The sequence below is a fragment of the Candidatus Gracilibacteria bacterium genome (assembly GCA_028687475.1).
Taxonomy (GTDB): Bacteria; Patescibacteriota; Gracilibacteria; order BD1-5; family UBA2023; genus STC-74.
Genome location: JAQUAB010000001.1, coordinates 413,910 through 434,221, shown reverse-complemented (window position 1 = coordinate 434,221; position 20,312 = coordinate 413,910). Strand labels below are relative to the sequence as shown.

The 20,312-nt window shown below is 41.1% G+C and carries 26 protein-coding genes and 1 tRNA gene; 7 read left to right on the top strand and 20 right to left on the bottom strand.

Annotated features, from left to right (window positions below; genetic code table 25):
* Positions 1 to 82: 82 nt before the first annotated feature.
* The 3 genes from ruvX to PHY14_02180 all read right to left on the bottom strand — a co-directional run bounded on the left by ruvX (position 83) and on the right by PHY14_02180 (position 1,452).
* Positions 83 to 472, bottom strand: a complete 390-nt coding sequence (gene ruvX, locus PHY14_02190) for a Holliday junction resolvase RuvX (protein MDD2693716.1) — start codon at positions 470 to 472, stop codon at positions 83 to 85.
* Positions 465 to 932, bottom strand: a complete 468-nt coding sequence (gene rplI / locus PHY14_02185) for a 50S ribosomal protein L9 (protein MDD2693715.1) — start codon at positions 930 to 932, stop codon at positions 465 to 467. The genes ruvX and rplI overlap by 8 nt, the downstream gene beginning before the upstream one ends.
* A 70-nt stretch (positions 933 to 1,002) precedes the next feature.
* A complete protein-coding gene (locus PHY14_02180) occupies positions 1,003 to 1,452 on the bottom strand; it encodes a hypothetical protein (GenBank protein ID MDD2693714.1) in 450 nt (149 codons plus the stop codon).
* A gap of 317 nt (positions 1,453 to 1,769) precedes the next feature.
* On the opposite strand from PHY14_02180, the gene PHY14_02175 reads away from it, so the two are divergent.
* The 5 genes from PHY14_02175 to PHY14_02155 all read left to right on the top strand — a co-directional run bounded on the left by PHY14_02175 (position 1,770) and on the right by PHY14_02155 (position 5,122).
* Positions 1,770 to 1,844 (top strand) — tRNA-Gln (locus PHY14_02175).
* Between the two features lie 251 nt (positions 1,845 to 2,095).
* The gene (gene rplU / locus PHY14_02170; protein ID MDD2693713.1) at positions 2,096 to 2,407 is read left to right on the top strand and encodes a 50S ribosomal protein L21; all 312 of its coding nucleotides are present in this window, start codon (positions 2,096 to 2,098) and stop codon (positions 2,405 to 2,407) included.
* Positions 2,408 to 2,595: 188 nt separating this feature from the next.
* Positions 2,596 to 3,597, top strand: coding sequence for a LysM peptidoglycan-binding domain-containing protein (locus tag PHY14_02165; protein ID MDD2693712.1), 1,002 nt, complete (start codon positions 2,596 to 2,598; stop codon positions 3,595 to 3,597).
* 161 nt (positions 3,598 to 3,758) lie between these two features.
* The gene (locus PHY14_02160; GenBank protein ID MDD2693711.1) at positions 3,759 to 4,016 is read left to right on the top strand and encodes an RNA-binding protein; all 258 of its coding nucleotides are present in this window, start codon (positions 3,759 to 3,761) and stop codon (positions 4,014 to 4,016) included.
* A 116-nt stretch (positions 4,017 to 4,132) separates the two neighbouring features.
* Positions 4,133 to 5,122 carry an undecaprenyl diphosphate synthase family protein gene (locus PHY14_02155; GenBank protein MDD2693710.1) on the top strand — a complete coding sequence of 330 codons (990 nt, stop codon included), beginning with the start codon at positions 4,133 to 4,135 and terminating at the stop codon, positions 5,120 to 5,122.
* A gap of 20 nt (positions 5,123 to 5,142) precedes the next feature.
* Here the strand turns inward: PHY14_02155 and PHY14_02150 are convergent, their stop codons facing one another.
* The gene (locus PHY14_02150; GenBank protein ID MDD2693709.1) at positions 5,143 to 5,976 is read right to left on the bottom strand and encodes a bifunctional 5,10-methylenetetrahydrofolate dehydrogenase/5,10-methenyltetrahydrofolate cyclohydrolase; all 834 of its coding nucleotides are present in this window, start codon (positions 5,974 to 5,976) and stop codon (positions 5,143 to 5,145) included.
* A 633-nt stretch (positions 5,977 to 6,609) separates the two neighbouring features.
* Between PHY14_02150 and PHY14_02145 the strand changes: the two genes are divergently transcribed.
* Positions 6,610 to 7,212 carry a superoxide dismutase gene (locus PHY14_02145; protein MDD2693708.1) on the top strand — a complete coding sequence of 201 codons (603 nt, stop codon included), beginning with the start codon at positions 6,610 to 6,612 and terminating at the stop codon, positions 7,210 to 7,212.
* Between the two features lie 35 nt (positions 7,213 to 7,247).
* Here the strand turns inward: PHY14_02145 and PHY14_02140 are convergent, their stop codons facing one another.
* The 15 genes from PHY14_02140 to PHY14_02070 all read right to left on the bottom strand — a co-directional run bounded on the left by PHY14_02140 (position 7,248) and on the right by PHY14_02070 (position 18,872).
* Complete coding sequence (locus PHY14_02140; protein ID MDD2693707.1) at positions 7,248 to 7,520, bottom strand: hypothetical protein; 273 nt, start codon at positions 7,518 to 7,520, stop codon at positions 7,248 to 7,250.
* 69 nt (positions 7,521 to 7,589) lie between these two features.
* On the bottom strand, positions 7,590 to 8,711 hold the full coding sequence (locus PHY14_02135; protein MDD2693706.1) for an MraY family glycosyltransferase: 1,122 nt from the start codon (positions 8,709 to 8,711) through the stop codon (positions 7,590 to 7,592).
* A 29-nt stretch (positions 8,712 to 8,740) separates the two neighbouring features.
* Entirely contained in the window at positions 8,741 to 9,493 is a 753-nt protein-coding gene (locus PHY14_02130) for a DedA family protein (protein ID MDD2693705.1), read from the bottom strand.
* Positions 9,494 to 9,574: 81 nt separating this feature from the next.
* Complete coding sequence (locus tag PHY14_02125) at positions 9,575 to 10,429, bottom strand: peptide chain release factor N(5)-glutamine methyltransferase (GenBank protein ID MDD2693704.1); 855 nt, start codon at positions 10,427 to 10,429, stop codon at positions 9,575 to 9,577.
* 60 nt (positions 10,430 to 10,489) lie between these two features.
* Positions 10,490 to 10,939 (bottom strand): DUF1761 domain-containing protein, encoded by a 450-nt coding sequence (locus PHY14_02120; protein ID MDD2693703.1) that lies wholly within the window; start codon positions 10,937 to 10,939, stop codon positions 10,490 to 10,492.
* A gap of 102 nt (positions 10,940 to 11,041) precedes the next feature.
* Positions 11,042 to 12,859, bottom strand: coding sequence for a threonine--tRNA ligase (gene thrS, locus PHY14_02115; protein ID MDD2693702.1), 1,818 nt, complete (start codon positions 12,857 to 12,859; stop codon positions 11,042 to 11,044).
* Between the two features lie 4 nt (positions 12,860 to 12,863).
* Positions 12,864 to 13,409, bottom strand: a complete 546-nt coding sequence (locus tag PHY14_02110) for a hypothetical protein (GenBank protein ID MDD2693701.1) — start codon at positions 13,407 to 13,409, stop codon at positions 12,864 to 12,866.
* A 17-nt stretch (positions 13,410 to 13,426) separates the two neighbouring features.
* The gene (locus PHY14_02105) at positions 13,427 to 13,792 is read right to left on the bottom strand and encodes a hypothetical protein (protein MDD2693700.1); all 366 of its coding nucleotides are present in this window, start codon (positions 13,790 to 13,792) and stop codon (positions 13,427 to 13,429) included.
* 273 nt (positions 13,793 to 14,065) lie between these two features.
* Complete coding sequence (locus PHY14_02100; GenBank protein MDD2693699.1) at positions 14,066 to 14,347, bottom strand: hypothetical protein; 282 nt, start codon at positions 14,345 to 14,347, stop codon at positions 14,066 to 14,068.
* Between the two features lie 9 nt (positions 14,348 to 14,356).
* Positions 14,357 to 14,845, bottom strand: a complete 489-nt coding sequence (locus tag PHY14_02095) for a vitamin K epoxide reductase family protein (GenBank protein ID MDD2693698.1) — start codon at positions 14,843 to 14,845, stop codon at positions 14,357 to 14,359.
* A gap of 11 nt (positions 14,846 to 14,856) precedes the next feature.
* Entirely contained in the window at positions 14,857 to 15,237 is a 381-nt protein-coding gene (locus PHY14_02090; protein ID MDD2693697.1) for a hypothetical protein, read from the bottom strand.
* A gap of 2 nt (positions 15,238 to 15,239) precedes the next feature.
* Positions 15,240 to 15,686 carry an NUDIX domain-containing protein gene (locus PHY14_02085; protein MDD2693696.1) on the bottom strand — a complete coding sequence of 149 codons (447 nt, stop codon included), beginning with the start codon at positions 15,684 to 15,686 and terminating at the stop codon, positions 15,240 to 15,242.
* 432 nt (positions 15,687 to 16,118) lie between these two features.
* Positions 16,119 to 17,138 carry a hypothetical protein gene (locus PHY14_02080; protein ID MDD2693695.1) on the bottom strand — a complete coding sequence of 340 codons (1,020 nt, stop codon included), beginning with the start codon at positions 17,136 to 17,138 and terminating at the stop codon, positions 16,119 to 16,121.
* A 9-nt stretch (positions 17,139 to 17,147) separates the two neighbouring features.
* The gene (ruvB, locus tag PHY14_02075) at positions 17,148 to 18,167 is read right to left on the bottom strand and encodes a Holliday junction branch migration DNA helicase RuvB (GenBank protein ID MDD2693694.1); all 1,020 of its coding nucleotides are present in this window, start codon (positions 18,165 to 18,167) and stop codon (positions 17,148 to 17,150) included.
* 48 nt (positions 18,168 to 18,215) lie between these two features.
* The gene (locus PHY14_02070; GenBank protein MDD2693693.1) at positions 18,216 to 18,872 is read right to left on the bottom strand and encodes a CDP-alcohol phosphatidyltransferase family protein; all 657 of its coding nucleotides are present in this window, start codon (positions 18,870 to 18,872) and stop codon (positions 18,216 to 18,218) included.
* Between the two features lie 93 nt (positions 18,873 to 18,965).
* Between PHY14_02070 and PHY14_02065 the strand changes: the two genes are divergently transcribed.
* Positions 18,966 to 19,811, top strand: coding sequence for a hypothetical protein (locus tag PHY14_02065; protein ID MDD2693692.1), 846 nt, complete (start codon positions 18,966 to 18,968; stop codon positions 19,809 to 19,811).
* On the opposite strand, the gene PHY14_02060 is transcribed toward PHY14_02065, so the two are convergent.
* Positions 19,803 to 20,102: a hypothetical protein gene (locus PHY14_02060; protein ID MDD2693691.1), complete on the bottom strand. Its 300-nt coding sequence runs from the start codon at positions 20,100 to 20,102 to the stop codon at positions 19,803 to 19,805. The genes PHY14_02065 and PHY14_02060 overlap by 9 nt on opposite strands.
* Between the last annotated feature and the right edge of the window lie 210 nt (positions 20,103 to 20,312).

Here is a 20,312-nt window from a genome sequence, read left to right as displayed (position 1 = left end):
GAAAATAGATTAGAATTTTGTAGGAGAAAAATAATTGAGATGCGGATTATAGTGAAATTTTTTATAACGCAAATGTTTGCGATTACTTTTTTTCTGATTCGAGAAAATCTTCGAGAATGAGTCGCGCACTCTCGATATCGACATCTCCGTCGAATCCCGTTTCGTCGAAGGTGATTCTTGCTTCGCTTGAGGTGAGTCGTTCGTCATGAAGATGGATGGGAAGTAGTGTTTTCTTTTCGAGTTCTTTCGCGAATTGTTCCACACGTTTTCCGTGTTTCGACATACTTCCATCGATATTATACGGCATTCCGATGACGATATCGGTGATATTTTTTTCTCGGATGAGTTCCTCGATATGTGTAGAGAGTTCGTTCGTCGGAATAGTTTTGTATCCGAAAACAAATGACCCAACCGAATAGGCGAGTCATGTTTTCTTCGTTCCATAGTCGATGCTGAGATAGGTTTTATTCATCAATAGTGACATTTATAAATACTTTCGCGAGCGTGTCACGAGTGATATGGAGATATACCATGTGGGAACCCGCCGTTTTGATATGCGTTTTGTTTGGAAGCTTGATGTCTTTTTTCTCGAAATCGATACCGAATTTTTGTTTGATACGAGTTCCGACCTCATGTTCTCCGAGTCATCCGAAGACCTTATTTCCTTTTCCCTTGAGAGTGAACTCGAGTGTTTGTCCGTCGAGTTGTTTCTGTATATCGAATGCTTGCTCGAGGCGCATGCGTGCCTGGTCAGCACTTCGTTTTTTGTCGATTTCAATCTGCTTGATGCGTTCTGGAGTGACTTCACGAGCGAGTTTTTTCGGGATGAGGTAGTTGCGAGCCTGAGAAGTGGAGACTTCGATGATTTCTCCATGGCGTCCGACATTTGCGATATCGACGAGGAGTTCTACAGAGAGTTTTGATGGAGGCATACGATATGTGTTTAAGTATTCCCAATATATGAAAAATGCCCCGAAGGGCAAGATATATGTATAAAATCTACTACATCATATTTTTCATGCAAAATTGTTGCCTGTATTGTGGATATGCTCTAAATCAGATATCAAAAAGTTCTCATAATTGTTTGAGTGCAATGGTACGGACTTCATTTGTGTCATCATCATTGATAGTCTTTGTTTCTTGTTCTTGTCTTATTTTTATTCATTGCCATTCGTGATACAGTGGATCCTCTGGTTCCAGATTGCTCAGAAGCATCTGCCATGCTAGTATATCACGGACAATCACTTGTTCATTCTTATTTTTATAGAAGATTTCTACTGTATTCTTCCAGTCATTGGCACTTATCTTTTCTCCACCGAGAATTCTCGAACAACTTGCCTGAGTGGTTTCTTCTATGGGGTATCACTTTTCAGAAAGAGATACTACGGTGGTTCATACTATTATTCATCCAATTCATACAAAAGTTGCTACTCCATTCTTTATAGAAAACATATCACTAATTAAATTAATATTTTGTCAGTATATAATATTTCCCATAAAGTCAAATGATATGATGGATATGTTTATGGTTTTCTTCCATTCCTTGACATTTATCTTTTTTCGATTTCTGTTCCTTTTCTGGAAGTTCCAGAGAATGGAATCTAAAAGTTTTGACTTTTCTCATTTTTCACTATAATCCGCGAGGTTTTCTCTCTTTATTGGGATATCGCCAAACGATAAAAGAGGAATTGAATCTGTCATAAGTACTTCGAATACTTGATGACTACCCCTTCCACTTTTTTGTTTCCAGCTTTTCCTATTCATTGTATTGGGGTATCGCCAAGCGGTAAGGCAGCGGACTTTGACTCCGCCATGCGTAGGTTCGAATCCTACTACCCCAGCCATAAAAATAATTATAAATTCAAAATTATAAATGATAAATTCTGAATCCAGGAAATATTGAGAAAAATTCTAGGGAGAAAAACTCTTGATAATAAATAGTCTCTGCGTATAATGCTCCGCATTCGAGTCTAGGAAACAAATTCTTTGTATTTTAGACTTGGATTCGAAAAAATCCTTTTTTATCTCGCTTTGTTATAAGGAAACAAGATCTGCATCGCAGACCCTTATATAAGCATAACTTATTATCATTTATATGATTGCTATCGTAGAAATCGGTGGAAAGCAGTACACTGTAGAAAAAGGTCAGACGATTGATGTCGACAACCAGAATCTCGAAGTTGGTGCAACTCTCGAGACTTCAGCACTTCTCCTTGCTGATGCTGAAGGGAAGAAAGTTCAGGTTGGAACTCCTACAGTTGATGGTTCAAAGGTAACTTTCTCTGTTGTAGAGAATTTCAAGGATGAAAAGATTCGTGTATTCAAAATTATTCCAAAAAAACGTCATACACGAACTCGCGGATTTCGCGCTATGAAGACTCGACTTCAAGTTGTTTCTATAGCGTAGTGTACTGGGTGAAGCGGAGAAATTCTTCGACTTTGCCCCTACACATTTATTCCTAAAAATATGTAATGTCACCATACTTGAATCTTCGAGCTCGTCTCGAACGAGCAAATCGGAATAATCATAAAGCTTATTCTGCTTGGGAAACGTTTCGGAAGTTTAAATGGTTCACACTCGGCATGGTTATACTCATGCCAATCTATCCTTCGCTTTCTGTACTTGGTTCTGACTATAGTGCAGCGGCGGATTATGATGAGTCAACGATTATCACGGCATACAATGATGATGAAGAAATGCCAGCATACGTCACAGAAAATGGTTTTATCAGTACAGATTTCGATGTTTCGAGTCCTATTGCTTCGAGAGAAGATGTGAATGATGGAGGTACAAATACTATCAAGAAATCAGCAAGTTCAGAGAAGTATGTAGTTCAATCAGGTGATACGATTGCAAAAATTGCAGCAAGATATGGAGTAAGTACCGATACGATTCTTTGGGCAAATGATATGGAAGCAACAGATACACTCTCTGTTGGCATGTCCCTTCTGGTTCCTCCAGTTTCTGGAGTGATGCATAGGGTAGTTGCTGGTGATACTATTTCTGAGATTGCGTCACGTTATGATGTCGATGCGGATGATATCGTTCGTGTGAATAATCTTCGTGATGCAGCTTCTATTCGAAAAGGAATGGATCTTATGATTCCGGGTGCCGCTCCCAAGAAGGTCGCAAAACAGACGGAAGTGGGGAAAGTTCCAGAACCAAAGAAAACAACTACACCAAAACAGACGGAAGTAAAAAATGAAAATACAACTCCATCGTCCACTGTGGTAAACGGACTCAAGTCACGTTATACAGTGAAATATACTGGACTCTCTCGTGGATTTGCATGGGGAAACTGTACGTGGTATGTTGCTCAACACAAGACGGTTACATGGCGTGGGAATGCGAATCAATGGATGAAAAACGCGAAGGCTGCTGGAATAAAAACAGGTCAGACACCAGTTCCTGGTGCTATCATCCAATTCAGTGGTCGAGGATATAATCGCTACTATGGACATGTGGGTATCGTGGCTGATGTGACAGATGATTATGTCATCGTGAAAGATATGAACTATCGTTCATTGAATGAAGTCACTATCCGAAAGATTCCTCGTGATGATGAATCAATCGATGGATATATCTATGTTGATTAGTATAAATATTATATAGAAAAAACTCAGGATAATGCTCTGAGTTTTTTCTTGTTTGCATTTCTATAAATATCTATATAATGTGTTCGTCGAATTGTATCCTTTTTGTGCTCATAGAAGTCAAAGAGAGGTCGCGGCAATTTATTTTCTACTCTTTTTCTTATATGGCTACAAAACGCCTATTCGTTGGGAATGTTCCATTCCGTATTGACGGTGAGGAGCTCCGTGCTGCTTTTGAAGCAGTTGCTCCAGTTGCTGATTTTTTCTGGCCTACTGATCGTGAGACAGGACGCAAGAAGGGTTTTTGTTTCGTCGATGTAGACGAAGCAGATCTCGAGACTGTCATCGCTGAGATGAACGGTAAGGATATTATGGGTCGTCAACTCGCTGTGAACGAAGCTCGTCCACGCGAAGAGAGATAGTCTTTGTATCGAACAATCCTCAGGTTTTCCTGGGGATTTTTTTGTTGTGAGAAATGGAATTGACTTTTTGTGAATTTCTTTATTATATATAAAATTTTTCAACATTTCCCGAACACATGAATATACTTCAATGACTCAAAAATACATATAACTTTATTGTCACACCAGATTCAGCTATCACAGAGATTCCAAGACATATTGGTTTTATTATGGATGGGAATCGTACACCAATGAAGCAGTTAGCTTCTTTGTGAAATGAAAAAGTGATTCATTACCTTTCACAGAACCCTGATCTTGCATGATATACAATTACTACTCACAAGAATTTCTATCGGATTATCACTCCCTTTGGTCATACATATGAGATAGACTTGAATTTTCCTGGTTGACTGGGGTATATTGCAGGATATGAACGAATGCGGAAAGTGATTGACTTGTGTCTCAAATATAAAGTGCAAGTTGCCTCGTTCTGGTGACTTTCGACTGATAATATCGAGAAGCGACCGCAAGCAGAGCTCCAGGTTATCTATGAGATTATCGAAAAAGAAACAGCCCGAATGGCACAGGAGGCTCAAGAGTCATGAATACGTATTGAAGTAGTTGGGAATCGGGAGAAACTTGCACAACTTTCTTCTGGAGATCTTCCCGGTTCTGTCTTGGAAGCGCTTGATAGTGCAGTTGTTCAGACAAGTCACAATACGAGAATGACTACTGCTATGATCCTCGCTTATGGTGGACGTGATGAGATTCATTGGGCACATCGCGCAAGTATGTTCCAGATAGTACAAAGATCAGATTTTCCTCACAATGCCTCGGAAGAAGAAATACGAGCATATATTGATCGAATTGCAACAGAAGAACAATTTGCGAGCAATGTAGAATCTCATCAGAAACTCGGTGATCTGGATATCCTTGTTCGGACAGGATCAGGGAATGATGGAACTGTTCGTACTTCAGGATTTTTCCCATATGCTGACTATGCTGAGATTTACCAATTTCCTGGAAGTTGGCTCGATTTTCGAGAGAAAGCATTTCGTCGGATGCTGATTGCGTATGGCAGAGCAGATAGGAAATTCGGAGGTGAATCGAGTCGGAATTCTGCATAAGAAAATAATCCCAATTGGGATTATTTTTGTAGAGAATACGCCTTCCATGTATTCTCGATAAGTGTTGCAACAGTCATAGGGCCGACACCTCCAGGAACTGGCGTGATAGCACTCACAGAGTCGCGAAGTGATTCGAAATCTACATCGCCCACTCCATGTCCATCGACGAACGTCGAACCAACATCAATGATGATACTTTTTGGAGTGACCATATCTCGGGTGATGAGTCCAGGGTGACCGACAGCAGAGATGATGATATCTGCTTTTCTTGTGATTTCCGCGAGATTCTTTGTACTACTATTACAGCTCGTGACCGTTGCTCATGCATTGATAAGCATGAGCGCCATAGGCTTTCCCACAATATTCGATCGACCGATAACTACTACGTTTTTGCCTTGTACATCGATCTTGTAGTAGGAGAGAAGGGTCATAATTCCTTTCGGAGTACAGCTCCAGAGTCCATCATGCCCGAGGAACATGTTTCCAATCTGCGTTTTTGTGAATCCGTCCACATCCTTGGCAGGATCGATGCATTCCGTGACAGCATAGCGGTCGATATGAGAAGGAAGCGGTGCTTGGACGATGATGCCATGAATCTTCTCATTCTGAGAAAGACTGCGCACTTCTTCTTCGAGTGTTGCCTGATCGATCGTCACGGGAAATTGATAGAGTCAAAAGCCCATTCCCACTTCGCGCGCGCGCTTCTCCTTCATCCGAACATAGGAAAGACTCGCAGGATTTTCACCCACAAGCACAACAGCGAGCATGGGTTTCTGTCCATTTTCAGAGAAAGTAATCTCGTTCTTGATATTTTCGAGAATAGTGGAGGCAACGAGGCGTCAGTCGAGAATCATGGATTGGATTTATAGAATTACAGTATGATAGTTTTTACAGAGAGGATATGAAAATAGGTGGAAAAGGCAAGAAAAAAGCCCACGCGTAATGCGGGGCTTTTATTCGTGGGGTAAGCCCATCAGCGACTTCTCGCAATGTGCTTACCTTCCTGCACTTTTTGGTACAGGTAGAGATCCTGGAAAACCAGGTCACCTCCTCTCAGGCGGTTGTAAAGTGGGCAGTGGTTGCCCACCGTTTCTGTGCGTCAGCAGGGGCACGCCGGCCACGCTGTTCTGCAGACTTGCGATCCTCGCGATGATGAGTCGCCCCGCCCCGCTCTACGTATTTCATCGCTTGAACACCGGATTTTCCGGCGGAAGTCGGGACTTTTTGGTCTTTCATGGTCATGGGTTTCTCCTCTGTTGAATCTCGCTCCGATTGGAGTATCTATGATTGTTCCCATACAATCCAGACTAGGCAGCAAGAAGACTATCTCGCACCGCGTTTCATCAACTTGATGAATATATATTTTTACCAATACTTGTCAAATAAATATTATTACTTTTTATAACGAAACTCATTCTCATAAAGATTTGAATTTCTGAGAGAATCGGTATAATCAAATTCGATTTTAAATTCTAAAGTAATAAATTATGACACACACACTCCCAACTCTCCCATATGCGATGAATGCACTTGCGCCATATATCAGTGAGGAGACACTTCAGTTCCATCATGGAAAACATCACCAGACCTACGTCGATAACCTGAATAAGCTCATTCCTGGAACGGAGTATGAGAATCTCTCACTCGAAGAAATCATCCGAAAAGCGCCAGCAGGAGGAATCTTCAATAATGCTGCACAAATCTGGAATCATACATTCTACTTTGAAACACTTACGTCAGTTGAGAATATGCCAAAAGAGTCTCCAAAACCAGGCGAGAGTCCTCTCTATGATGCTATATCTCTGAAATGGGGGGATGGTATGGGATTCGTTGCTGAGTTCAATAAGGCAGCGCTAGCGAATTTCGGTTCTGGGTGGACTTGGCTCGTGAAGAAATCTGATGGAACACTCGATATTGTCTCGACATCGAATGCAGCAACTCCACTCACGACAGGGGACACACCACTTCTGACCTGCGATATCTGGGAACATGCATACTATATCGACTATCGCAATGCTCGTGCGAAATATCTCGAGAATTTCTGGCATGTGGTGAATTGGGCGAAAGTAGAAGAACGATTCAATGCATAAGAAAAATTCCTCGTATTTACGAGGAATTTTTTGGATTACTTCTTCTTTGGTTTCCATGGTGCATCTTCATCATCGAGCTCGGCTCGAATGTCACTGATACCCTCGAATGCTTGCATAATCATGCGATGAGAAAGATTATGATTCGCTTTCTCTTCGCGACGGAAATCAGAGAGATCTTCTCGAATACTTGCAAAATTCGCATCCGTTTTATTATTATGAACTTCTTGTTTGGCATTGAAAGCTTCTTGTTTTACGATGAAGTTCGAGAGAAGTTCGTAGAGGGAATTGAGAGAAATTTCTTGTTTCATATATAAAAATAATACATACAAAGTATACAGAGAAATCTTCAAAAAATCAAAAGAAAAACCATTGACAATTTATTTCTTCCGAACGATTGTGAGAATCTCTGTGAGGAAAATAGTGATGATAGCAATAATGACCAAGAGAATTGTCTTTCCTATAGTCGAGAGGAATATTGCAGAGACTCCAAAAATCGCCGTGAGAGAAAAAATAATCGTCCGAATCTGACTTTTCGATAATCCGAGTTCCATGAGACGAAAATGAAGATGGGTGGATTGTTCTCATTTGAGCGGATTTTTTCCTTTTAGGATGCGGTTCGTGACCACATAGACGAGATCAATGAGATAGATTCCGAGAACAGAGACAGCAGTAGCGATTTTCCCGCCAGCGACAATCGCGAAAGTGGCGATAAAGAAAGCGAGCATAATTGTTCCAGAATCTCCCATAATCACTTTTCTCGATATATCAGCCCGTGTGAGGAAAAACGTCGCAGGAATGATGATAACGAGCAGCGTGAGAAGGAAACGGGAATTCTCCTGACTGGCAAGAGAAGTCTCAGTGATATAGAGCTTGAGTGCGAGTCCAGCGAGGATGATGAACGATATGAGCGCGAATCCTCCAGTCAGCCCAGGAATACCGTCTGAGAAGTTCACACTATTGAACACTAGCACATACCAGAATGTCGTCACGAGAAGTGGAATATAGTATACAGTAATCTGCATCCCATTCACGGCAAAATCGAAATAATAATCCGTGAGGTTGAGTACTCCACCAAATATATTACTCACGTATGAGATTTTTATACTTGTGAGTCCGATGATCATCCCAACACCAATCTGCATCAGAAGTCGAAATATCGGCGGAATTCTGATAGGACTTTTCCCGATAGTATCCATATCATCGAGAAAAGAAATAATCGCTATGAATATCGCAAGTACGATGATAATATGGAGCCTATGCTCGAGAATCGGCGTGAAGTCGACGATTCCATAGAGTATCGGAAAAAATACAAGAAGTGTCAGAAGAATGCTTATGCCTGCTCCATAGGGTACAGGATCACGTCCTTGTTCTGACTTGTAGAGGTGTGGACGATCGAGGAGTGTCCATTTTCTCAAGAAATAAGAACATCCTGAAAGTATCAGTGGAGAGAGAATACAAGAGGCGAGAAAAAGAATGATGATTTCAAAAGAAAAAGACATAGTATCAGGTAAGGGAATTTCGAGAAAGATTATTTTTTCACTTTTGCGTCTATTTCACTTTGTTTGTCACGGATATAGGTCACGAGCAATTCTTTCTTGAAGAAATAGAAATACAACATAATTCCTACAAAAAATACAAGCATCACGGTTCCGAGTCGATCGAGAATCATTTTGTAATTATCGATAAAGAAGATTCCGAGCATATTGATGCTCGCAGCCCAGATGATAGAACCAATCATATTGTAGAGCCAAAAATTCCGCTCGAGCATGCCAGCACTTCCAGCGATGAATGGGACAAAAGAGCGGGTGAAGTTGTGGAATTTCCCGAGTACGATATACCAGAACCCGTTTTTCTCGATCTGTTTCACGAGGATTTTCTCTTCTGTTTTTCCGAGTCCGAACCAGTCACCGTATCTCTCGATGAATTCCTTTCCGAAATATTTCCCGATCCAATAGCCAATATAATTTCCGAGCATAGCGCCGATGATTGCTGCGATAATCGTGAATGCGAAATGATCTTTTGCCCAAAAACCTCAGACAAGAATCATAATATTCATCCCTGGAATTGCTGTTCCGATAAATGGAAGAGATTCGAGACATGCGGAAGAAAAGGCAATCAGATAATTCCAGTATCCGAGAGTTTCTATTAACTCGCCAATCCATATGATTCCCGTCTCTATCCAGTCAGGTTTGATGAATGATATGATGATGATTCCAAGCGTGAGAATAGTAAGTATTATAGCGAGAAATTTCGCGATAAATGAAAGAGTTCTTTTAAGCAAGATGAAGAAATTTAGAGTGCTTCCAGAGTATGAAAAAAGCCCCATTTTGCAAGTGAGAACGTATACTTCTTTTCGTCGAATTTAGAATATGATTTCTCCGAATCGCTCGATGCCTGCATAGTCAGCGAAAAACTCATAATTCCAGTTCGGATATTGTTGCATGACTGATTCTGCAACTTCACGTTGGTCGAATCCGAATTCGAATAACAGTTGGATAGTTGGATAGTTGGATAGTTGGTTGGCGAGGAGGTGAGAAAGCTGCTCGAAGAGGCGTTCATACAGTTCGAAACCCGTTTTTTCTCCACCGAAGAGTGCGAGTTTTGGCTCATGAACCGTATCTTCGCTCATATGTATCCAGTCTTCATCCTTGATATAGGGAAGATTGGTGAGAAATAAGACTTTTGATTCTGAATTTTTGATGCTATCAGGAAGATTCTCGAGCAAATCAGAGACAATGAATTGTGCTTTTTTGTCTGGAAAATGGGTGCGGAAATTTTTCTCTGCGATTCAAAGTGCTGCAGGGGAAATATCGAGAAATATGACTTCGTCGGCAAGATCTGCAACAGAAGTTCCGATGATACCTGATCCACAACCAATGTCGACGATAATTAGTTTTTGGTTTTTGGGGATAGCATGTACTTTTCATAACTGAAAAGTACCAAAAGGTTCTGAGGGGTGAAAAAACTCGTTCGCTTCGCTCAGCGGTTTCTTGCTATCATCAGACTCAAACAGTTTCCACCCCTCAGACTCCCCATCAGTTGCTATCATCTGTTTTTTGTACGTTCATTGTAGGAGTTGTCTTGCTCGACGAACGAGTCACTCGGTCTCAAGCCTCGGAATCAGAACATCAGGAGTCACGACGAAATCTCGACCAAAGAAATTCACTTTCCCCGTTTTGTATTCTTCAGGATAATTTTCTGGAAATAGAGGAGTCATAAAAAACGAATCAGTTGAATGATTCGTTTGTATAGTTTTATCAGGATTTTGCAAGGAGAACTAGAGGAAAAAAGTGAGAAATCCACACAGTGCAAGAATTCCCACGAGCCAATAACCGATGCCAATGAGTACAAGTGTGAATGGTTTTTGTTCGAAATACCAATGTCCAAGATCTTTGATGAATACAAATCCCATATATATTTTCACCACGAAAAGTGTCGCGAAAAGGGGAGTAAGTGTAATAGCAACGAGAAGCCAGAGAATCATCACAATCCATGTGACAGAGAATCCCATAAAAAGTTGCATTATGAGCATTACCACGAATTCATGGGGTTTTGGCATATCTTCTGGTTTCGGCTTTTCGAGGTGATTGAGTTCCATCCATTTTCTCCCGATATATCCGATCGGATTGTACCAGAACCATCCGAGAACGAAGAAAACGAACATTCCAAAAATAAGGATTCCCCAATGATTCAGAGGGGCAAGCATGAGTGAAAGAAAATTTTCCATATTCAGATGAAAAATAAAATTCTATACGGATTGTATTCTTTTTTCGATGGATGAAAAGAAAAAATCCTCAGAATTTCCTAGGGATTTTTTCTAAATACAGGATTATAAATTCTTATTCTTCACTTCTTCGACGATTCTCAGAGTGAACTCTTCGAGGGATTCTGTAGATTGTGCCTTGGTCTTGTAGTTGCGGACTGCAACACTACGAGCATTCATCTCTTGTTCACCGATAACGAGAATGTAGTTCACATGATCTGTCTCTGCATTTCGGATCTTTTTGCCGAGTGAATCGTTCGAACTGTCGAGCTTCACACGGATTCCTGATGCACGGAGTTCCTTGTAGACCTCATCTCCATAGGCAACGAATGATTCTCCGACGGGGATGATGCGAACCTGTTCTGGTGCAATCCAGAGAGGAAAGGTTCCAGCGAAGTGCTCAATCATGATTCCCATGAATCGCTCAAGACTACCAGAGATAGCGCGGTGGATGACGACTGGACGTTCTTCTTCACCTTTTTCGTTCGTGAACTTGAGTTCGAAACGGTTCGGAAGATTGAAGTCACACTGGATAGTGGCGAGTTGCCACTCACGTCCGATAGCATCCTTGAACATGAAGTCGAGCTTTGGTCCATAGAATGCTGCTTCTCCTTCCATACGCTTGTAGTTGAGTCCGTTGGCTTTCGCGGCATCTTCGAGCGCGCCTTCAGCTGTCTGCCAGACTTCATCGCTTCCGAGGTACTTGCTCGGATTCTGTGGGTCACGCACGGAGAGTGATACCCAGTATCCATCCATGAGTCCAAATGTCGTGTAAAATTGGCGGATAATTCCCACGATGGTACTTACCTCATCCTTGATTTGCGATACACGACAGAAGAGGTGACCATCGTCCTGAGTGATGGAGCGAACACGAGTGAGTCCAGAGAGTTGCCCGGTTTTCTCGTCACGGTAGACGGTTGCTGGCTCGAAATAACGAACTGGCATGTCACGGTAGGAGAACTGATTGTCCGCAAATATCTGCATATGATGAGGACAGTTCATTGGCTTCAAGTGGAACTTCTCCTTACTGGTTCCTCCGTAGACGGAGAACATATCTTCGAGGTAGTGTCCTGCATGTCCTGAAGTGACATAGAGATCCTCCTTCGCGAGGTGTGGAGTCCAGACGCGGTCGTATCCCTTGTCCTGGTGAAGTTGCCAGAGGTATTCTTCGATAGCCTTGCGCATGATCATCCCATTCGGTTGGATGAGTGGGAGTCCAGAACCAACAAGGTCAGAGATAGTAAAAAGCTTCAGCTTCTTTCCGAGGATACGGTGGTCGCGCTTTTTTGCTTCTTCCATCATCGTCGTGTAGGCATCGAGCTCAGTCTTCGTCTCGAATCCGAGTCCATAGATACGAGTGAGTTGCTTGTTCTTTGCATCCCCCCGCCAGTATGCACCTGCTATCTTGTCGAGCTGGAATGAGTCTTCTGGAATCTCGTTCGTGAACTGCACGTGAGGCCCGCTACACATATCGATGAAGGTTGCAGTCGAGAATTCTCCGAGAAATGCAAAATCCTTGTACACAGGATTCTGGAACTTCCCGATATTGGCGTAGAAAGAAATCACTGTCTCACCCTTCGCAGCAAGATCAGTGACCATCTCGAGCTTGTAGTCTTCGCCGAGGCTCTCGAGAAATACTTTCGCATCCGCGACAGAGAGAGAAAACTGACGAAACTCTTGTCCTTCACGGACAATACCGCGCATCTTTTTCTCGATTTCCTTGAGCTTGGATTCTTCGAGCGTGACATCACCGAAGTCGATATCATAATACCAACCGTTATCGACATCTGGTCCGATAGCGAGCTTGGCATTGGCACCCATGACCATGCGAGTAGCTTGGGCCATGATGTGGGAGAGAGAGTGGCGGCGAGTAGAGAGGTTCATAAGATTAAATATTAAGTAGTAATTGCTGTTCTTGAATTAAATAAGTAGAAATTATCTGTCTTAGAGTATCATGAGTTTCTTCATATTCTTTTCCATAAGATTCTAATAGTTCATCTAAATTCTTTCTTTGAATATGTGCTAATGGAGTATTATCCTCTATGTTTAATAGATTGGAAAGTTGCAATACTCTTTCAATGATACTTGTATTTGTTCAATAAGATTCTATGTCTTTCTTAAGATCTGGTAAATAAGACAGTGTGGTATTAAATAGGATATATTTTAGTTTAATGTTTTCCGCAAAGGATTCTACATCTATCGAAGGTTTATTTTTTAATTTTATAAGGATTTCATCTGTTAATGTAAGTAGTTCAAAACATTTTTCTTGTTTCTGAAAGAAAGATTCTTTTAGAAAGGAAAATTCTCTTTCTTTCCGTAGTTTTCACTTCTCTATTAAATGAAAATAAAGAAATTGAGAAAAAATAGATATTAGTATGCCTAAGATTGCTCATATGGCTCAAATTAGCGCGCCAGTAATTGTAGGGTCAGACATAGCAATTTAAAGTTAAGTTATTCTCATTTAAGTTCTTGAATTTTTTCATTAAATTCTATAGCTTTTGTGGGCATTCAAACAGATAAGTTTTTAGAATTATTATAATCAAATAAGTATAATGTTCATTCTGGGGAGTCAGGAAATTTTCAGGCTGTCGATTCATTCACTGCTATAAATAAGCATGAATTATGGGTTTTGCTATAAAAAGATTCTTTTGGTTTTAAGTCTGAATTCTTCAAGGTATTTAATTTTTCTTGCAAGAGAGTTTTTTCTATTTTAGAGCACTCAAGACTCTTTGTAAATAGCGTATCTTTTTCATCATTCCAGTCTATCGAACACGATGAGAGGAAGAGGAGTGGGATGAGGAGGGTGAGGGATTTCATAATTCAAAATTAAAGATTAAGAATTCAAGATAAGGGAACTGGATTCCGGGTCTTCGCCCGGAAGACGGGCAGGAAAATAAATTTTGATTTTTGTATTTTTCTGATATACTATCGGTACAAAAGTCTTCGGACCCTGAGGTTCTCTACACAAGTAGGGAACCGTTTTTATAGTGAGAGGAGGTTTCGTAGTGGTGCAGATTTGAGATTCTGAAAATCCGAGGTTTCGATATATCCTATCTTTCGCACGATGCGCTTGTTATCAAAGAGACGAATCTACGAGAGTATAGCAGATGAAGTAGATTCTCCATGTTTGAAAGAAAAGTAGAATTTTCATTCTCGAGGTTTACTCGTAAGCGGAATGCCTATGAATGTTTGCGTTCAGAACTTTTTTAGAACAATAACTGGTCGTTCGAAGAATTCATTTTTTCCATTTTGTTCGAAGCCAATGTTCTCTCCGATGCTCACATAACAGATTTCTCGCTCATTCACGAGAGATCGATGCTCTTTGGTGTCAATCCGAGATTTCAGGATGTGCCATTTTTCGAAGTCTTTCATGGTGTTAGATTATTTCGTGGTGTCGGCTTTTCAGTTCGGAGTTCACTTTTCTCCCTTCCAGATACATAGTGCGAGGAAGAAAATCGCGATGATGATAGCGGTACAGAGAGCACAAAGTGGACAGAATACTCCGACGACAAATTCCTGATAGATGACATAGCTATTGAAGAGGATTCCGCCAGCTGCGAGAATGGTGAGTGTTTTTGCCGGACAAGTTTTCTTCGTGAACCATCCGACGAGTGCTATAATGAAGAGAATTGGATAGACGACGAGTGCAATCATCGGGAATGCTACCTTGAAATCTCCGATTGCGAAGATGATGGCGCGAGGATTTTGCAGTATTCCACTACATGAGAGAGTAGAATTGATATCGCAGGGAAGTGACTGGAGCACAGAAGCATTCGCACCGTTCCAATATTGGTAGGCAGGAATAGAGAGTTCAATAGCATTGAAGATGCCGATAGCGGCGAGAACGGCGATGATGATATATTTACGCATAAGAAAAAAAGTTAAGAAAAATAATTTTGTTCAGGATGGTTTTGGTGGGTAAGTGCAAACATTTGTTTCATTTCTTCAGGAGAAAATATCTTTGTGACGCGGTATTTTCCATTCGTTTTCCGTTCTACATAATCGATAGTAGTTTCGAGTATCTGACAGAGTCACCAGTAAATCCATTTTCCATTTCGATTTTCTACAAGGAATACACGAACAGGATATGCGACAAAGTTTCGAAGTCCTGATTTTCCATGGAAAGAAAAGATTTTTTCAGAAAATTCTTCTCCCTTGAATGGATTTTCGATATGCTTTTCGATATCGAGTTCTACTGGAAATCCTTGTTCCATGGAAATCTGTAGGGTGTCATTGATTTCAAAAGTGCTTGTTGATGCCATAATTAGAGACGATAATCGATTTCGAAGTAGGTATTTCCGAGTTCTATTTGTTCGAGATATTCGCGGAATTGTATTTTTGTTTCTTGTTTCCAGTTGATCCAGTAGGTTCATTCCGATTTTTCTGGTTCGCCATTGATAGGAGTTCCAGAATACCGGAGAATTTCATAATAGAAATCAAAATACACACGATTGGAGCCATCTGATTGAGGACTGATGCGATGTCCAGATATGAGGAATTTCATATCTTTTTCTTCCACATCGAGTCCGACTTCTTCGAGGATTTCTCTCCGAAGTGAAGCGGTTGGAGTTTCGATTCACTCGATATGTCCAGCAGGGAGTCAGTAGTATCCATCCGAATATCCAGTATTCTTTCTTTTTATGGTTAGGACTTTCCCTTCATTGTTGCGAATGATGCCGAACACGGCGGCATAGAATTCTGGTTGACGCATAGGGATAAAATTAAGATATTTATTGTTTCTGTCATTCTGAGCAAAGCGAAGAATCCAGGATTTCTTTCACAAAACTTCCAGTGTACTTTTCATAAGTGAAAAGTACCAAAAGCTTCTTCTTTTCGGTTTGTTCGTTTTGCATTCTGTTTCCGACTTGTTTTCTAAAATTGCAAGACTAAGAAACAGTTGCAATTTTCGAAGAAAACTTCATCGACAGAAAGTCAAAACTCACAAAAATAAAGAAGCAAAATCAGGAATAAACATCATTCTTTTAAAAAATCCCCGCATTTCGCGAGGATTTTGGATATTAAAAAAGCCTTACGAAATCGTCGGGAAAAGAGTTGATGTGCTCGTACCAAGTTGTGCGACCATTTTCTAGGGTTGTAAGGAGATGGATTCATTATAGAGATTTTTCTGTTTTGGCAAGATTTTTTATGAGACTCATATAATGGCTATGATATCGTTTTTTCTTTTATATCCAGATAATTGTACTGGTTCATTGTGAGAATGAGGATCGAAAATAATCCAAGAGTTTCCATAGCGCGCACCGAAGGCACGATGTCCTTCAGTGACATTTTTCTTCGAGCGCATGAATATATCAGCGAAACGAATCATCTCTGGAATAGACTCGAAAGAAGTGAAACGAGGATGATTCTTCCCATAGAGTTTCAGTGAATCGAGAGCTGATCCTGCATGTGCAATCGATATACCGAAACTGTTAGCTACTGTTCGAGCTACTTTGGAACATTGAGGAATTCAAGTGGCAGGATTGATTTCTGCTTTCGGAAATGGAATTCCGTTGATAGTGGTTTCGGATTTCTGCAGTATCCCAAAAGGAAGTTCGATACAATCACCATGCTTGATAGAGAGTATTCTTCCTGTTTCTCGTCCATTCCATGTGAGTTCTCGGCAGAGTCCGCTATCGAATCGACCATAGGTTCCATTGATGACGACAGTATCTTGTTCCGCTGGGATGACGTCGAATGGTTCTATGGTACGGAGATGTTTTGGGAGATGTGCTTGGTACCAAGTATGTCATGGGGTATTGCTTTCTCGGATTCCGTCGAGTCGTATTGGAGAAAAAATATTTTCTTTCCCAAGAGTTTTTTCAGAAATTTGATGCCGTGGTTTCTGAATCTTCCCGAAATACACGAGTTCCATATATCCGACACGGAGAAGGTGTCCTTCCATGTTTTTCTGGTTTGCAAAATGCCGATACAATTCTGGATTATTTTTCTGAATCGCAGATAGGAGTTCTTGTTTTGCTTTCTCATCGAGTGCCATGAGAAAAGCTTCCTGATATTCTTCATATTTTTCCGTGAGTCATAGGAAAGTGGGAACATTTGCCTTCGCGAGCGCATCAGAAATAGCTCATGGAACAAGTGTGAGCACTCCGAGGCCCTTGAGAAATTCCCTTCGGGAAGGGGATGATGGTTGTTCGAGTTTGGACATAATAATTTTCTATCTTCAAGAATTGATATATTCTTCTCCCTTCATCGTAATCTGTCGTCCACGAGGTGTTCTCTCTATGAAGCCAATCTGGAGGAGATATGGCTCGACGACATCTTCGATAGTTGCAACCTCTTCACCTACCACGGAGGCAAGGGTCGAGAGTCCGACTGGTCGTCCATGGAATGATTCCATGAGATGAGAGAGAAGCTTGCGATCGAGGATATCGAGCCCATAGGTATCCACTCCGAATCCGGTGAATATCGCTTCACATTCAGTTTTTGTATCGATGGATTTCCCGACAGTAGCATAATCCCGAAGAATCTTCACATAGCGGTTCGCGATGCGTGGAGTTCCACGAGAACGCTCGGCAATCGAGAGGATGGCATCGTGAGAAATCGTCTCGAATCCGAGGATTTGGAACGAGCGAGTGACGATTTTTGCAAGGTCAGTTGGCTCGTAGAAGTCGAGCTTCATCACATTGCCGAAGCGGTCTCGAAGCGGATTCGAGAGGCTCGAGAGGCGAGTAGTAGCACCGATGAGAGTGAATCTCGGAATATCCATCTTCACGCTCGTGGCTCAGGTTCCATTCCCAATCATGATATCAATCTGGAAATCTTCCATTGCAGAATAGAGGATTTCTTCTATCTGCGGCTTCAGGCGGTGAATCTCATCGATGAAGAGAATCTCACCTTCCGTGAGACTCGTGAGCAGAGAAATAATATCCGATTGTTTCTCGATAGCTGGTCCACTTGTGCTCTTGATAGGTGCTCCCATCTCGTGTGCAATGATGGTGGAGATGGTGGTTTTCCCAAGTCCTGGAGGTCCATAGAAAAGAATATGTTCGAGTGATTCATTGCGGATTTTTGCGGATTCTATTGCGATTTTGAGGTGCTGCTTCATCTGTTCCTGTCCGACGTATTCTTCGAGCTTTCGAGGACGCAGAGAAATCTCCGAGACAATATCCTCTTCTTGGGATTTTGGTGACACAGTACGGATGATATCAGGATTTTTGGACGACTTGATAGGCATGGAGAGAGAATATTGATTTTCTCGGAAAAAGCAAAAATCTCCAAGAGTCTATTTCTGTTCGAGAATCTTGTTTGCCTTTTTGTTATAATTGTACCAGCACCAGAGTGTTCCCATGATTCCTATGCCTACTCATCAGAGACTTGCAGAATGGAGTGTTGCATCCATTTGTTCTAGATTTCACTCGAGAAATTGGATCCCATAGGTTCCGAGAAACTGCTGGAGATCTTCGAGAAAATGTTTTCCTCACATGAGTTTTACGAGAGACATCATCATAATAGCAGTCTTGGTTTTTCCGATTATACTTGGTCACAATTCTTTTTTCTTGTCATCAGAGATTCATTTCCATTTGTACGTCAGGTGAGAGCTATAGAGTGTTTGTACCACCAATGCGGAAGTGAGAAGGAGTCTCTCATTTAGCTCTGGAGAAGTGATAGTGAGGGCTGTGAGTCATGCTACGAAAGATGTAGCATCGACGAAGGGGTCAAGTTTTTTCCCGAATTCTGTTTTTTGTTTCAGGACACGTGCAGAAATTCCATCAAGTCCATCTCCGATAGCTCACGCTGCATATATGAGTGCAGGATAGAGATTCGGTCACCCAAGCACAATGGCAACACTGCTTCATATCATCATGATTCAGCGAGTGATGGTGATGCTATTGGGAACATTCAGGATTTGTTCCCCATTGTACACAATTCCATGTTTCATAAACTAATTTCTATGCAAAATATTACTAAAGTCAAATATAAGTTTGACAATTAAATAATAAAAATTATAGTTTTATTTCTATACGAAAAAATTATGACCAATTTCCCTCAGGAAAGTTCTGAACATTCATGAGAAATGGAGAATGAATTCCTCGAAGGAATTTTTTGTCATGCAAAATGTCGGAATCTTTCGGAAGGTGATAAGTTGCAAGTGGAAAAAGCCTTTGCTCTTGCTTGTAAGGCTCATGCACGGCAAACAAGACAGTCAAAAGTCAGAAATAAAAAGGATAAAGATCCATATATGGATCATATTATTGAAGTTCTTTGGGATTATCTTCGTATTACGAAAAGACCATTTGTTGAAGTAGATGATTTGGTGGTGACCATCTTGCATGATGTTGTGGAAGATCATCCAGAATATGCTCATGAAATCTTCTCTGAATTTGGAGATGCGGTATTTTCACGCATAGAAAGCATAAGTAAAGGATCTCCACGGGTAGTATGAGCTATCACTGAAGAACGTATGAGTCGACTGCTTTCTCCATGTTCGAGCGCTTTTAGTATTTCTATGTATTCTCAGATGTATCTTCGTCTCTTCGAGATAGGAGCTATATTTCCTACTCACCTTGAACTGTATGGATACCTTTGGTCTTTGTATCCAAGGATGCAGACCAACTTGAAAAATTATTATTTTCTTTGGAAGGTTGCATTATTGCCGGAAAAAGATTTCGAAATAAAATGTGCAGATCGTATGAGTAATCTCAAACATTTAACACATGTGGATAAAAAATATGTAGAAAAAACACTACATTCTACGAAGATATATATTATGAAGGCACAGGCATTGGGAAGGTATGATCTTGTTCGAGAATTGGATGTTGGAATCGAATCATTGGAACTGAAACAAGAAGAATTTATGAGAAAAGAAGCATTATCGTAGTTGGAGTTTTTCTCGTGCTGGTTTTTTCAGAGACGAGAGGGAAGTATTGATTGCTATGATGATTTCTTTCTGAAAAAGTTTCAATTCCCCGTTCACGATGGGTTTTTCGGTCGTGATGATAACATTTTTCTCTGTCAGGCGGACACTCTGGATATACTCAAATAAATCCTCTTTCCCAAGTTCAGAGAGGGTTTTTCGGATAGCGTTCCACGCGAGAGCTACCTCCATATCTCGGTCTCGATTGTAGTACTTCGGGTCGCGGGCATGTGTGGAGAGGTCGATGAGTTCCATAGTTTTTTATGTTTCCGTCATTCCTGACTGATTCAGAAATCTATTGTTTCCGTCATTGCGAGGTACGAAGCAATCCATGTTCTTCTTTTTGTCATTCTCGGAGAGAATCCCTCTATTCCCGTCATTCCGCACTTGATGCGGAATCTAGTGCCCCTTTTCCTAAAATACAAATACCCCAAGGGCACTTCCATTCTCCGCTTCGCTTCGAAA